Annotated in this window: 11 protein-coding genes; 4 read left to right on the top strand and 7 right to left on the bottom strand. The window is 73.7% G+C overall.

The annotated features are described in order from the left end of the window. Positions 1 to 187: 187 nt before the first annotated feature. Entirely contained in the window at positions 188 to 673 is a 486-nt protein-coding gene (locus OG379_RS18035; RefSeq protein WP_405664018.1) for a hypothetical protein, read from the top strand. Positions 674 to 681: 8 nt separating this feature from the next. Here OG379_RS18035 and OG379_RS18040 read toward each other — a convergent pair whose 3' ends face one another. The 3 genes from OG379_RS18040 to OG379_RS18050 are packed head-to-tail and all read right to left on the bottom strand — an operon-like array spanning position 682 to position 4961. After that, positions 682 to 2763 carry an FUSC family protein gene (locus OG379_RS18040; RefSeq protein WP_405664020.1) on the bottom strand — a complete coding sequence of 694 codons (2082 nt, stop codon included), beginning with the start codon at positions 2761 to 2763 and terminating at the stop codon, positions 682 to 684. Positions 2764 to 2816: 53 nt separating this feature from the next. Then, on the bottom strand, positions 2817 to 3992 hold the full coding sequence (locus OG379_RS18045; protein WP_405664022.1) for a DUF2786 domain-containing protein: 1176 nt from the start codon (positions 3990 to 3992) through the stop codon (positions 2817 to 2819). 39 nt (positions 3993 to 4031) lie between these two features. Then, positions 4032 to 4961 (bottom strand): NADP-dependent oxidoreductase, encoded by a 930-nt coding sequence (locus tag OG379_RS18050; protein ID WP_405664024.1) that lies wholly within the window; start codon positions 4959 to 4961, stop codon positions 4032 to 4034. Positions 4962 to 5093: 132 nt separating this feature from the next. Here OG379_RS18050 and OG379_RS18055 point away from each other — a divergent pair, with 132 nt between their 5' ends. Next, positions 5094 to 6800, top strand: coding sequence for a bifunctional 3'-5' exonuclease/DNA polymerase (locus OG379_RS18055; protein ID WP_405664027.1), 1707 nt, complete (start codon positions 5094 to 5096; stop codon positions 6798 to 6800). A gap of 97 nt (positions 6801 to 6897) precedes the next feature. Here OG379_RS18055 and OG379_RS18060 read toward each other — a convergent pair whose 3' ends face one another. Beyond that, positions 6898 to 7740 (bottom strand): carbohydrate-binding protein, encoded by an 843-nt coding sequence (locus OG379_RS18060; protein WP_405664029.1) that lies wholly within the window; start codon positions 7738 to 7740, stop codon positions 6898 to 6900. A 79-nt stretch (positions 7741 to 7819) separates the two neighbouring features. Continuing rightward, entirely contained in the window at positions 7820 to 9187 is a 1368-nt protein-coding gene (locus OG379_RS18065; protein WP_405664031.1) for an alpha-lytic protease prodomain-containing protein, read from the bottom strand. Positions 9188 to 9370: 183 nt separating this feature from the next. Between OG379_RS18065 and OG379_RS18070 the strand changes: the two genes are divergently transcribed. Both OG379_RS18070 and OG379_RS18075 read left to right on the top strand, forming a co-directional pair. Continuing rightward, positions 9371 to 10420 (top strand): DUF2804 domain-containing protein, encoded by a 1050-nt coding sequence (locus OG379_RS18070; protein ID WP_405664033.1) that lies wholly within the window; start codon positions 9371 to 9373, stop codon positions 10418 to 10420. A 37-nt stretch (positions 10421 to 10457) separates the two neighbouring features. Continuing rightward, the gene (locus OG379_RS18075) at positions 10458 to 11138 is read left to right on the top strand and encodes a phosphotransferase (RefSeq protein ID WP_405664035.1); all 681 of its coding nucleotides are present in this window, start codon (positions 10458 to 10460) and stop codon (positions 11136 to 11138) included. Between the two features lie 40 nt (positions 11139 to 11178). On the opposite strand, the gene OG379_RS18080 is transcribed toward OG379_RS18075, so the two are convergent. Both OG379_RS18080 and OG379_RS18085 read right to left on the bottom strand, forming a co-directional pair. Next, positions 11179 to 11823, bottom strand: a complete 645-nt coding sequence (locus tag OG379_RS18080) for a LuxR C-terminal-related transcriptional regulator (protein ID WP_405664038.1) — start codon at positions 11821 to 11823, stop codon at positions 11179 to 11181. Between the two features lie 7 nt (positions 11824 to 11830). Continuing rightward, on the bottom strand, positions 11831 to 13120 hold the full coding sequence (locus OG379_RS18085; RefSeq protein WP_405664040.1) for a sensor histidine kinase: 1290 nt from the start codon (positions 13118 to 13120) through the stop codon (positions 11831 to 11833). Between the last annotated feature and the right edge of the window lie 85 nt (positions 13121 to 13205).

Genomic DNA, 13205 nt, shown 5'->3' on the forward strand with positions numbered 1-13205 from the left:
ACGCCGGGTGCGCGCGCGACTACAGTTTTCCCCCGATCCGCCCGGCCGTCTGTTCACCCGTCCCCACCTCTATGAGTAACAGACGAACGGCACGCCAATTCGGCTCCCCCTTCCCCGAGTTGTTCTCTTCGCCCCCGGTAGCTCGGCGCGGTCTTTCGGCAGTGAATCCACAAGGGGGAACTCACATATGGACAGGTTTCCGCGTTCGGTCGCTCTTGCCGCCGCCGGTCTCGTCGTCGTGCTCGCCCTGACCGCCTGCGGCAGTGACGATTCCGACGGTGACAAGGCCCCGGACACCGGATCGAGCTCCGAGCAGGCCACGTCTCCCGGAGCCGGCAGCGAGGAGGGCGCCTCCGGAGGTGCGGACGCCGCTGCGCTGGAGGGCACCTGGACGGGCACGGCCGACGGCGGGCCCGTAACGCTGTCGGTCACCTCTGGCAAGGTGGCGCTCTCGGCCGGCCGGCACGTCTGCCAGGGCGAGGTGAAGGACATGGGCGAGGTGATGCTCGCGTTGAAGTGCCTCGACGGGAACACCGACCGCACGATGGGGTCCGTCGAGTCCGACGACGGCAAGAAGCTCGTCATCTCGTGGGGCGCCGGGACCGAGGACACCCTGTCCAGGACCGACCTCTCCGAGCTGCCCACGGGCCTGCCGGAGGTCCCCGCTCCCTGACGCCCGCCTCAGGCCCGTCCGCTGCTGATCTCCAGTGCCCGTGAGAAGTCCTCCAGGGCCCGGAGCAGCAGGGTGGCCCCGTTGCGTACGAAGGAGTCGGGCGGCGGCCCCTCGGCTGCGTCCCGGCGCGCGAGTGCCTCCCTGACCGGAACCCAGTCCGGGACGCGGCGTTCCCGCACCGCCTTCGCGCCCTCCTCGGTGGCCCGGCGCAGCGCGTCCGCGAGCCCGGCGGCCTCGGGCACGGGTGTGGCGGAGGCGGCGGGCAGATGGGCCTCCATGAGCATCGCGACGCGGCCGAACTGGGCGAGCGCGTCCTGGGCGTCCGCGGCCGACGTCCGGGAGATGCCCCGGTGGCGTACGGGTTCGTGCTGGGCCGTCTCCAGCGCCTCCTGCCAGGCGACGCGGGCCTCCCGGGTGGTGAGGAGGGCGGTGCGCACCTCCTCCAGGGTCCTGGACGCCGGATCGGCGTACCGGTCGAGGACCGTGGCCGCGTAACGCCCGTCCGTGATCACCCAGGTGGCGAGCCGGTCGCGCAGCCGCGGGGTCTCCCAGGCCGGGTAGACGGCGTACGCCACCATCGCGAGCAGACCGCCCAGGAGAGTCAGCACGACCCGCTCGGGCACCGTCTGTGACCAGTCGTCGCCCGCCATCCCGAGCAGGAAGACGACGTAGGCGGAGGCACAGACCTGGCCGACCGCGTATCCGGTGCGCATCAGCAGGTACATCAGCGCGGCGCAGACGACGGCGAGCACCGCCGAGAGCTCCGCGTTCGGGTGCGCGACCTGCACGATGCCGGTGGCGACGGCGACGCCGAGCACCGTGCCCATGAAGCGGCCCACGGACCGTGAGTACGTATGGGTGAACTCGGGGCGCATCACCATCACGGCGGTCATGGGCGCCCAGTAACCGTGTCCGAACGGCAGCGCCAGCCCGATGAGATAGCCCGTCGCGGTCACCGCCGAGACCCGTTCCGCGTGGCGCAGGATCGTCGAACCCCTTCGCAGTTCGCGGCGCATGGAGCGGAGGACGACGGGGACCAGCTTCAGCAGAGTGGGCCGGCGGCGGTGCGAGATGAAGGGCTCGCCGGGGGTCCTGTCGTCCGTGCCGGTCCCCTCGGCGATCTCGATGACGTCGGCCAACAGCGAGGTGAGCCGGTCGGCGGCCCTGCGGGGCGGGCCGGTGAGGATCACCTCGGTGTCGGGGGACTTCAGCACCGAGAGCGCCGTCTCGTCCAGCCGCACCGGGTCGCCCGTGCGTACCGCCCGGGCGGCGGAGTCGAGCAGGGAACCGGCGGCGCCGAGGATCTCCCGCGCCCAGTAGCGTTCGGGGCCCTCGGCCGGCACTCCCAGGGCGGGGTCCGCCAGCGAGGCGAGGACCGGCCGCAGCCGTTCGGCGACCCCGCGCGCTCCGTGCAGGTCGGCAGGACGGCGGCGGGCCTGGCGAGGGGTGACGGCCGCGGCGTTGCGCGCGGTCATCAGCGGCACGGGGTCGAAGGGCGCCACCGGGTCGTGCCGCAGCCTGCGGGCGTAGTCGGCCTCACCCGCCAGGGCGTCGGCGAGCGCGTCGCGCTGGGCTCCCCACCTGCGGACCGGGAACAGCACGATCAGCGCCGCCTGGACGAGCCCCCCGAACGCCATCATCGCCGCGTGGGCGGCGGCGTCGGCGACAGACGTGGGCAGGGTGATCGTGACCAGCATGATCGCGACGTTGGAGCCCGCGATGATGCCGCCCGTCGGGCCCGCCGCCCAGGCCAGCCCGGCGGTGAACGTCCAGAGGAGCAGCAGGGCCAGGAACAGCAGGGTGTGGGAGACGGTGACGTAGCCGACGAACGTCGACACGGCCAGACTGGCTCCGGAGACCAGCGCGAGCACGGGCCGGGGACGCCAGCTGCGCTGGAAGGTGGCGATGGCCGCCTGGTAGGCGCCGAACGCGGAGCCGGCGGCGATCACCGGGCCGAAGAGCACCAGGCTCACCCCGACGACGAGCGCGAGGCCCGCGGCGCCGCGCAACGCGATGAGCGGTTCGAGACGCCGCCGCTCGATCGTCAGCCCCGAGCGGGCGGTCTCCTTCAGCGCCCGGAGCCAGCTCATGGACCGAGCCTAGCCGGATGACAGACAACCCCGACTTATGCCGCTCCGCCGACCTAACGGCGGATTTCCGGCCCTCCTCCACCCATCCGGGCCCGGTCGGCGGCGGCCGTGCCGTGGTTCCAGCCCTCCGCGTCGGTCGCCCCGCGCAGCCGGGTCGTGGTGGTCCTCGGGAACATCTGCTCCGCCGTGTCGGTCACGGCGACGTCGCGGGCCGCCAGGACCGGCAGCAGGGCACCTGCGTCATCGCCGCGGCCTTCCGCGCCGGCCTCCGAGCCGGCCGCGGCGGTGACCCGCTCGGTGTCCGCCGCGAGCCGGCTGCCCAGGCGCTGGGCGTACGCCATCAGGAAGGACTGCCGGAAGGTCTTGGTCCGCTTGCGCCCGCCGGCCCGCTGTCCGGCCTCCGCCTTCGTCATCGCCGCGGTGCCCTGCACCAGAAGAGAGGTGAAGAGCAGTTCCACGGCCTCCAGGTCCGGCTCGAAGCCCACGACCGTGGTGAAACCGAGATCGCTGTTCCAGACGGCACGGCAGCGGTTCGCCGAGGCGACGGAGTCGAGCAGGACGGCCTTGGCGCTCTCGTACGGGGCGTCGACCCCGATCCGGACGGCCCCCGGGGTGTCGGCGCTGTGCGTACGCGCGGCGAGGAGCGCCTCGTCGATGCTGTGCCGGGCCATCAGCTCCTGCGCCTTGGTGGTGAGCGCCTCGGCCTCCTCCGGGAAACCGGTCGCCTCCGCCTTGGCGAGCAGCGCCCGGATCCTGGTGAGCATGCGCGGTTCCCCGTGCGCCGGCGGCCGGTGCGGAGCGTCGGCGGCCGTGCCGGGCACGGGCCCGACCGGCTCGACGACGGGAAGCCGCAGCAGGAGGCGGTACAGCTCCAGGAGTGCGGAGGCGTACGTGAAGCGGTCGGGCCGGTTGCGCGGCGCCGGGGCGGGCATGGCGGCGAGCTGGTCCGCCCAGCGCGGGGGCAGCCGGGCGTAGCCCGCCGTCTCCCCCGTGATCAGGGCGGAGGCGAGCGCGGCGCCGTCCTCGTCCAGCTCGCGGCGGACGGTCCGTACGACGTCGGCGGGCTGCCAGCCGCGCGCCCAGGCGCGCCGGACGAACTCCTGGCCACGCCGGTGCAGCTCCTCGTCGGCGGACGGGTCCGCGGCGAGGAGGGAGGCGCCGGTGTCCAGGCCCGCGTCGCCGTCCGAATACAGGGCCGCGGCACACGCCCGGTCGATCACCGATTCCATCGTGCCAGCGTAAGGGCTGTCCCTCGGGCGGCCGGGCGCTCAGGGTCCCCCGGGAAGCAGGACGAGTTTGCCCCGCACGTGTCCGGCCTCGCTCACTTCCTGGGCCCGCGCCGCATCACCGAGCGCGAAGGTCTGCTCGACGGGGACCCGCAGAGCGCCGACCGCCGCCGCCTCCGCGTACTCCGCGAGCCGCCTGCCCTCGTCGGGACCGCTCCCGCCACCCGCCGAGAAGGCCACCCCGTAGTGAGCCGCGTCCGGATCGGCGATGGTGGCGATCCGGTCGGCCGTACCGCCGCGCAGCTCGACCGAGTCCGCCAGCGCGCCCCTGCCCGCCACGTCGAACACGGCGTCCACGCCCTGCGGCGCGGCCTCCCGTACCCGGTCCACCAGCCCTTCCCCGTACGCCACCGGGACAGCGCCGAGCACCCGCAGATAGTCGTGGTTGGCCGGTGAGGCGGTCCCGATGACCGTGGCGCCCCGGGCGGCGGCGATCTGGACGGCGGCGGAACCGACCGCACCGGACGCCCCGTGCACCAGCAGGGTCTCGCCCGCGGCCACCGTGAGCTCGTCGAGCACCCGGGCGGCGGTCGCGGTCGCCACGGGCAGCGCCGCCGCCTCCGCCCAGCCCAGCCCCTCGGGCTTGGGCGCGACGGATCCCACGTCGGCCAGGACGTACTCCGCGTACGCGCCGGTCGTGCTCCGGCCGAGGACCTCGTCGCCGACCGCGAACTCCGTGACACCGTCGCCGGTCTCGTCGACGACTCCGGCGAACTCGCTGCCGGGTGTGGCGGGCAGCGGGGTGGGGAACGCGGCCTCCATCCAGCCGTTGCGGATCTTGTAGTCGATCGGATTGACCCCGGCGGCCCTGACCGCCACCCGGATCTGCCCGGGTCCGGCGTGGACGTCCTCGACCCGGGCCGGACGCAGGACATCGGGCCCGCCGAACTCCTCGTACACGATCGCTTCCATCACCGTCTCCTCCACCGCCTGCCATGGTCCCGGTGCGCGCCGCGCGCACTTCCCTCCGATCCTCGCGCCAGTCGGGCGCGCCCGCCCGGTGAGCCGGGGCCCGCTGTCAGTGCCGGGTGCAAGACTCGGCCCATGACCGAACGTTGGGCTCTGGCCACCGCGGAAGGAGGCGGCGCACTCCTCGCGCCGCTGACGCGCGACGGCCTGCCCGCCGGTCCCGTCCTGGCCGAGCCCGACCTCGCCGAGTCCGTCCGCTCCCGGCCCGGGGTGGCCCGCTGGGTCTGGCGCTCGACCGCCGGGATCTACCCCCGGCTGCTCGCCGCGGGCGTGCGGGTCGAGCGGTGCTACGACATCGAGTGCGCCGAGCTGCTGCTGCTCGGCCACGAGGGACGGCTCGGGGAGCCCCGCTCCGCGGCGGCGGCCTGGGCCCGGCTGCGCCGTGCGCCGGTGCCGCCCGATCCGCCGCCCCGCTCGGCGGAGCCCGGCTCCCAGTCCTCCCTCTTCGAGCCGCGTTCCGGCACCGATCTGCCGTTCGAAGCGCTGCTCGAGGTCTACGCCGAGCAGCTGCGCCGTCATGAGGCGACGGAGCACCCCGGCAGGATGCGGCTGCTCACGGCCGCCGAGTCCGCGGGCATGCTGGTCGCCGCCGAGATGAACAGATCCGGGCTCCCCTGGCGCGCCGACGTGCACCGAGAGGTGCTGGACGACCTGCTCGGCGAGCGCTACGCGGGCGGCGGCGAGCCCCGGAGACTGGCCGAGGCCGCGGAGGAGGTGTCGGCCGCCTTCGGCAGACGGGTGCGCCCCGACCTGCCGGCCGATGTCGTGAAGGCGTTCGCGCAGGCCGGTATCAAGGTCAGGTCGACCCGGCGGTGGGAGCTGGAGGAGCTCGACCACCCGGCGGTGGAGCCGCTGATCCGCTACAAGAAGCTGTACCGCGTCTGGACGGCCCACGGCTGGAGCTGGCTCCAGGACTGGGTGCGCGAGGGCCGCTTCCGCCCCGAGTACCAGCCGGGAGGCACGGTCAGCGGACGCTGGACGACCAACGGCGGCGGGGCGCTGCAGATTCCCAAGGTGATACGCCAGGCGGTCGTCGCCGACGAGGGCTGGCGGCTGGTGGTGGCGGACGCCGACCAGATGGAGCCCCGGGTGCTGGCCGCGATCTCCCGCGACCGGGGCCTGATGGAGGTGGCCGGGCACGAGGGCGACCTCTACAAGGCCCTGTCCGACCGCGCGTTCCACGGCGACCGCGACCACGCCAAGATCGCACTGCTGGGCGCGATCTACGGGCAGACCTCGGGCGACGGCCTGAAGAACCTGGCGGCGCTGCGGCGACGGTTCCCGCACGCCGTCGCCTACGTCGACGACGCGGCGAAGGCCGGCGAGGAGGGCCGCCTCGTCCGCACCTGGCTGGGACGCACGAGCCCGCCCGCCGCCGGCGCGGGAGAGGACGAGGAGGCCGGCATCCCGCAGGAGAGCGAGGAGACGCCGGCCGGGGAGGGCAGCGGCACATACGGCTTCACCCCGGGCTACGCCTCGCCGAACGCCCGGGCGCGGGGCCGCTTCACCCGCAATTTCGTGGTGCAGGGAAGCGCGGCGGACTGGGCGCTGCTGCTCCTTGCGGCGCTCCGGCAGAGGCTCACCGCCGCGGGGATGCGGGCGGAACTGGTGTTCTTCCAGCACGACGAGGTGATCGTGCACTGCCCCGCCGGGGAAGCGCCCGCGGTGGTGGAGGCGATCCGTGAGGCCGGGGAGCTGGCGGGCCGCGTCACGTTCGGGGAGACACCGGTGCGGTTCCCGTTCAGCACGGCGGTCGTCGAGCGCTATTCGGACGCGAAGTAGCGGCGTCGGAGCGACACCTGTGAAGGGCCGCCCCGGACGGCGGCGGCCGGAAGCCCGGACCGGGGACGGAGTCCCGGTCCGGGCCGCTGCCGCGTGTCTACCCGCGCTCCCACAGCGCGGGGACCAGCGGCGGTTCCCACCCGGCGATGGCCGAGTGTGCCTGCAGACAGCGGAAGGAGACGCCGTCGTAGGTCACCCGGTCACCGGCCCGGTAGGAGGTCCCCGCCGTCCAGGTGCCCCCCGGCGGATCGGTGGGCGGGCCGGTGGGCGGACCGGTCGGGTCCGGCTGCTGGGCGACGTCGAGCACGAAGTCGAAGGTGCCCTGCCGCCCGGACCCCGCGGTGCGCACGTTCATCAGCAGCGCAGGGTCGTAGAGGGCGTCGGTGGCGTTCCGCGGCTCACCCGGGAAGTAGAGCTGGGTGGTCAGCACGGGGCGCCCCGGCGCCTGGGCCTTCACATGGATGTGCCGGGTGCGCCCGGGATACAGGCCCGCCACCACCGTGGTGAGAGTGAAGGCCCCGTTCGCGTCGGTGAACTGGTGCCCGCGGAAGGCGAACCCGTTCATGTCGTACGCCCCGCCGGCGTCCGCCTGCCAGAAGTCGAGGAGCACGCCCGTCAGTGGCTTGCAGGCCCTGCCGAACACATAACCGCTGACGGTGAGCGGAGTGCCGGGGGTGCCGGATGTCACCAGGCTGGTCCGGAGCGGGGAGTCCGGCTTGAAGTAGGGCCCCTCCATCTGCTCGGGGGTCGGATCGTCCCCGTCGTCGCAGGCCGGCGTGAGTGCCAGGGGGGCACCGTCGGCGCCGGTGTCACGGGCCAGGGCGATACCCCCGCCCGCGATCAGGGGCACCGCGCTCGCCGCGACGGCGGCCCGCAGGAGGTTCTTGCGGCTGATCGGGCGGCCGGGAGGGCCGGCCTCGGAGGATGAACTCTCGGTCATGGCTGCTTCCTCGGTGTACGGGGTTTCCTCGGACGCATGTCTCGTGAGCCTCGGCCACGTGGCTCGTGCGCGGAGGCCGTCAGATCCGCTGCCAGAGCGCGGGCACGTTCGGCGGCTGCCAGCCTGCCTGCGCCTGGTGGCCCTGCAGACAGCGGTAGCTCGCACCGCCGTACGTCACCACCGCACCGGCGGCGTACGTAGACCCCGCGGCCCAGGTGCCGCCCGGGTCGGTCGGCGGGTCGGTCGGATCGGTGGGCGGGTCGGTCGGCGTGCCGCTGGTGACGAGGGTCAGCCCGTAGGCGGCGAGCGCAGGGTTGACCGGCTGGTAGTACGTCGTACCGCCCTGGGAGCAGTTTCCGGAGCCGCCGGAGGTGACGCCCTGCGCCTGGCTGCCCGAGATGAACGAGCCGCCGGAGTCGCCTGGTTCGGCGCAGACACTGGTGCGGGTCACGCCGGAGATGGTGCCCTCCGGGTAGGTGACGCTGCTGCCGTGCTGCTGGATCGTGCCGCAGTGCCAGCCCGTCGTGGAACCGGAGCGGCAGACCGAGGAACCCACCACGGCCTGGGTGGATCCGGTGACGGTCACATCGCCGTTCCCATATCCGTTCACCAGGGCGCGGGGCGTCCAGTTGGCGTTGGTGGCGACCCAGGCGTAGTCACGGCCGGGGAAGGTTGAGCCCTGGAAGGAGCCCTGGGCCTGCTGGTTGGCCCCGGTGGTGGTGACGCCCGGCGTTCCGCAGTGCCCTGCGGTGACGAAGCCGTTCTGCGCGCCTCGCTTGACGGGGAAACCTATGGAACAGCGGCCCGTGCCGTTCATGTAGTACGCGTCGCCGCCGCGCAGATCCGCGTAGGCGCGGGGCTGTTCGGCGGAGCGGTCGACCCGCACGAGAGCGCGGGAGACCCCCGCCTCCGCCAGGAAGCTGTCCGCCGCCGACGTACGGCCGGCGTTGACGACCAGACGGTTCGTACGGACGTCGACGTACCAGGACGGCACGTCCTTCGGTGCCTTGTCGAACGCCACCGCGTCCAGCGCCGCCTTGGCGGCTTCGAGGCGGTCCAGGCTGTGGCCGACGACCTCCGCGCGTGCTCCCGCGGCGGTGATACGGCCGACGTCGGCGCGGTCGGTGGTGGCGACGACGAGGACGGCGGCCCCGTCGCTCAGCCGGGCTCCGGCGAAGTCCGCGCCGAGGGACTTCTCCAGCGCCACCGCTACGGCGGCCGCCCGGTACTCCTCCGCCATCCGGGTCCTGGCCTCGTCGGCATCGAGTCCGAGATCACGGCTCATGGCTTCGATCAGTCCCGGCGAGAGCTGGTCGGCGGCGGGCACGGCGCCGCCCGCCTGGTCGGCCGAGGCGACACCGGTCAGGCCGGCGAGGGCGAGCGCGCCCACCGCCACGGCGGCGGCTCCTGCGGCGGACGCGCGTCTGCGGAGCACGGTTGTCTCCACGTCACTCTCCTTGTGTTCGGGGGGCGTCGGGCTCCGGGGGAGCGGAGCCCGGGTGGCGAACTGCCGAAAACGTAGCCGCGCGCGGGCCCGGACAGGAGATCCCGTCCGCCCCCTACCACCGCGTTATGGGGCGCGCCCGGAGCCGTGCCTGGGCGGGGCGCCGCACCGCTATAGGCTCCGGCCATGGCGACGCACGAGCACGAGATCACCGAGCCCGTCGACCTCTGTCTGTCCGACGGCAGCCTGAATCCGGCGGCGGTCGGCTGGTCCAGGAAGCCGCTGCACCGGGCCAATCTGCGCGGCTGGGGCAGGACGAAGCGGTGGGAGTACTGGTGCGTGACCACGCCCACCCATCTGGTGGCCCTGACCGTGAGCGACCTCGACTTCCTGGCGCTGAACACGGTCTACGTGCTGGAATTCGGCCCCGGAGGGCGTGAGTTCGAGTGCTCCTCGATCGTCCCCGTCGGCCGGGGCGTCCACCTCCCCGACACCGTCGCCGGGGCCCCGGGCTCCGAGGACGTGGTCGTCGGCCCCGCCCGCCCGACCGGCGGCAAGGTGCGCATCGAGATCCGTGACGAGAACGCCGGCACGAGGCTCCGGGCCCGCTGTCTGACCCCGGAGCGGCTGCCGCTGGAGGTCGGCCTCCTGGTGTCACGGCCGGAAGGACACGAGTCGCTCTCCGTGGTCGTGCCGTGGAGCGAGCAGCGCTTCCAGTACACCTCCAAGCACACGGCGCTCCCCGCCTCCGGCCGGGTGCGGATCGGCAACGATCTCCTGACGTTCGGCGGGGACGACACCTGGGCCGTCCTGGACCACGGCCGCGGGCGCTGGCCACGTACGGTCGACTGGAGCTGGGGCGCCGCGTCCGGCCGCGCGGACGGGCACACGGTCGGCCTCCAGTTCGGCGGACGCTGGACGGAAGGCACCGGCTCCACCGAGAACGGCCTCTGTGTGGACGGCCGGCTCACCAAGATCGGCGAGGAGCTGGACTGGCAGTGGTCCGTCTCCGACCCACTGGCGCCCTGGACCCTCCGTACGCCCTCGTCCGGCCAGGTGGACCTGACGTTCACCCCGTTCCACAACCGGGCCGTGCACACGGACGTCGGTCTGATCGCCAACCGCACCGACCAGCGCTTCGGGCACTACAACGGCAGGATCCGCACCGACGACGGGGCCGAGATCGCCGTTGAGCAGCTGCTGGGCTGGGCCGAGGACGTTCGCATGCGCTGGTGACTCCCCCGGGCGCGACGGCACGGGTAGGTTTCCCCTCATGCATATAGGCCCACTCCTGGGCTCGGGACGCACCGCCGACGTGTACGCACTCGACGGCCCCTGGGTCCTGCGCCGCTACCGCGACGGCATCGACGCCACCGGTGAACTGGCCGTGATGTCGTATCTCTCGGCCTCGGGCTACCCCGTCCCCCGCATCGGTCCGCCGGCCGAGGAGGCGCACCCCGCGGATCTGGTGATGCAACGGCTGACCGGGCCGACACTGGCCGAGGCGCTCATGACGGGCGCAGTCGCCGAAGGCGAGGCCGCCGAGCTGCTGGCGCGTCTCCTGCGGGAGCTGCACGCGATCCCTCCACGGCTCTCCCAGGACCCCGAGGACCGGATCCTCCACCTGGACCTGCACCCGGAGAACGTCATCATGACCCCCGACGGCCCCATGGTGATCGACTGGCTGACGGCCGGCGAGGGCCCGCCCGCGCTGGACCGGGCCATGACATCGGTGATCCTGGCCCAGGTCGCCCTCGATCCGTCGTTCCCCGCCGGCGCTCAGCTCCGGGAGCTGCTGGCGGCGCTGCTCTCCCGGTTCGCGGACGACGGCGGCGTGCCCGCCGACGCCCTCGCCCGCGCCACCGCCCTGCGCGCGGCGGATCCGCAGCTCACCGCGCACGAGACGGCGGTCCTGGACGAGGCGGCGGAGCTGGTCGCCTCGCTGGCGGGCTGACGGCGCTCCCGCCGGCGGCCCGTCGGCGTCCGGGAGCGGGTCACTTCCGCAGGTAGGCCAGCACCGCGAGGACCCGGCGGTTCGTCGCGTCGGTCAGGGACAGGTCCAGCTTGGTGAGGATCGAGCCGAAGTGCTTGCTGACCGTGCCCTCACTGACCGTCAGCGCCTCGGCCACCGAGGCGTTCGACCGGCCCTCCGCCATCAGGGCCAGCACCTCCCGCTCCCGCGCGGTCAGCCGCGACAGCGGGTCACGCCGGTGCCTCAGGAGCTGACGCACCACTTCCGGGTCGACGACCGTTCCGCCCTCGGCGACCCGCTGGAGCGCGTCGACGAACTCCTCCACCTTCCCGACACGTTCCTTGAGGAGGTAGCCCACTCCCTCGCCGTCGCAGGAGTCGAGCAACTCCTCGGCGTAGGCCCGCTGGACGTACTGGCTGAGGACCAGGACGGGCAGCCGGGGCCGGGTCTCCCGCAGGGACACGGCGGCGCGGAGGCCCTCGTCGGAGAAGCCGGGCGGCATCCGCACGTCGGTCACCACGATGTCCGGGCCGTGTTCGGCGACGGCCTCGGTGAGTTCGCCGGCGGTGCCGACGGATGCCACCACCTGGTGGCCGAACCTCTCCAGCAGGCCTACGAGGCCCTCCCTCAGGAGCACACTGTCCTCGGCCAGCACGATGCGCAGCATCAAACCCTCATTCGACCAGGTGAGCGGGGACCCGGGGGACGTCCAGCCGGAGCACCGTCGGGCCCCCGGCCGGGCTGGACAGTAGCAGCCGTCCGTCCAGCACGGAGAGCCGGTCGGCGACCCCCTGGAGCCCGGTCCCTCCGGTGGTCGCCGCGCCTCCGGCCCCGTCGTCCCGCACCTCGACGGTCAGCCGCTCGCCGTCGTCCCGGCCCGTCACCCACGCCCGGTCCGCCCCACTGTGCTTGGCCACGTTGGCCAGCGCTTCGCAGAGGGCGAAGTACACGGCCGTCTCCACCGGCTGAGGCAGCCGCTCGGGTATGTCGAGGTCCACATCGACGGGTACGGCCGAGCGGTCGGCGACGTCCTCGACCGCCGCGGCCAGCCCCCGGTCGGTGAGGACCTGGGGGTGGATGCCCCGGATGAGTTCCCTGATCTCCACGAGGGCTTCCCCCGCCTCCTCGTGTGCCTTGGCCAGCAGTCCGCCCAGCGGTTCGGCCGGGCTCTCCAGCCTGGCGAGCCCGAGCGTCATCGAGAGGGCGACGAGACGCTGCTGCGCCCCGTCGTGCAGATCGCGCTCGATCCGGCGGCGCTCCGCCTCGAAGGCGTCCACCAGCCGCATCCGGGAGCGGCCCAGCTCCTCGATGCGGGCGTCAAGCCCGTCGGCCGCCGAGGACAGCAGCGCCCGGGTCAGTGCCGCGCGCGCCACCGCCGCCCACCCGAGCGGATAGGCCAGGAGCGGCAGCAGGACCAGCCCGAGCAGGGCGAGCGCGAAGGCCTGGGGATACGAGTCGGCCAGATAGAGCTTCAGTACGCGCACCTCCTCGCCGCCGGTGACCGCCGCCATGACGACCGGCGTCGCCAGCAGCCCCCCGCAGACCGCCAGTACGCCCCCGACGAGCAGGCCCTCCAGCGGCCAGAGCACCCCGGCGAACAGCAGCGCGTACCCCAACTCCCGCCAGGTGGCCTGCTCCCGGAGCCGCGTACGGAGCCATGCCGGCAGACCGGCGCCCATCGGCGCCCGGTGCGGATCACCGAGGGGGGCGGGGTCGATCAGCCGTAGCCTGCGGCGTTCGGCCGCGGCCACCGGGATACCGATGAGGGCGAGCGTCAGCAGCAGCGGCAGGCCGATGAGCACCAGGGCCAGGGCGCCGCCCACCACGGCCAGCAGGAGGACGGACACGAGGAGGGCCAGCCCCGCCGGGACGCTGCTCAGCAGGTACAGCGCCGCACGCCACGGCCAGGCGCCGAGGAGATATCGGCGCCGCACGAGGGCCTGCCGGAGGGTCGGTGAGCTCATGGACCGCACCGTAGACAGCGCGGGCCGGTCTCCACCACCCAGTGGGCGGGGGGCCGGGGGTGGAGCTGGCTCCACCCCCAGGACT

Source organism: Streptomyces sp. NBC_01166 (assembly GCF_045039765.1).
In the GTDB taxonomy this organism is placed as follows: Bacteria; Actinomycetota; Actinomycetes; order Streptomycetales; family Streptomycetaceae; genus Streptomyces.

What these genes read in the sequence shown, in the direction of transcription:
- OG379_RS18060 (WP_405664029.1), bottom strand. Translation starts at nt 7,740, where the DNA reads ATGACCGAGAGTTCATCCTCCGAGGCCGGCCCTCCCGGCCGCCCGATC.
- OG379_RS18080 (WP_405664038.1), bottom strand. Translation starts at nt 11,823, where the DNA reads ATGCTGCGCATCGTGCTGGCCGAGGACAGTGTGCTCCTGAGGGAGGGC.
- OG379_RS18045 (WP_405664022.1), bottom strand. Translation starts at nt 3,992, where the DNA reads ATGGAATCGGTGATCGACCGGGCGTGTGCCGCGGCCCTGTATTCGGAC.
- OG379_RS18040 (WP_405664020.1), bottom strand. Translation starts at nt 2,763, where the DNA reads ATGAGCTGGCTCCGGGCGCTGAAGGAGACCGCCCGCTCGGGGCTGACG.
- OG379_RS18085 (WP_405664040.1), bottom strand. Translation starts at nt 13,120, where the DNA reads ATGAGCTCACCGACCCTCCGGCAGGCCCTCGTGCGGCGCCGATATCTC.
- OG379_RS18050 (WP_405664024.1), bottom strand. Translation starts at nt 4,961, where the DNA reads ATGGAAGCGATCGTGTACGAGGAGTTCGGCGGGCCCGATGTCCTGCGT.
- OG379_RS18070 (WP_405664033.1), top strand. Translation starts at nt 9,371, where the DNA reads ATGGCGACGCACGAGCACGAGATCACCGAGCCCGTCGACCTCTGTCTG.
- OG379_RS18075 (WP_405664035.1), top strand. Translation starts at nt 10,458, where the DNA reads ATGCATATAGGCCCACTCCTGGGCTCGGGACGCACCGCCGACGTGTAC.
- OG379_RS18035 (WP_405664018.1), top strand. Translation starts at nt 188, where the DNA reads ATGGACAGGTTTCCGCGTTCGGTCGCTCTTGCCGCCGCCGGTCTCGTC.
- OG379_RS18055 (WP_405664027.1), top strand. Translation starts at nt 5,094, where the DNA reads ATGACCGAACGTTGGGCTCTGGCCACCGCGGAAGGAGGCGGCGCACTC.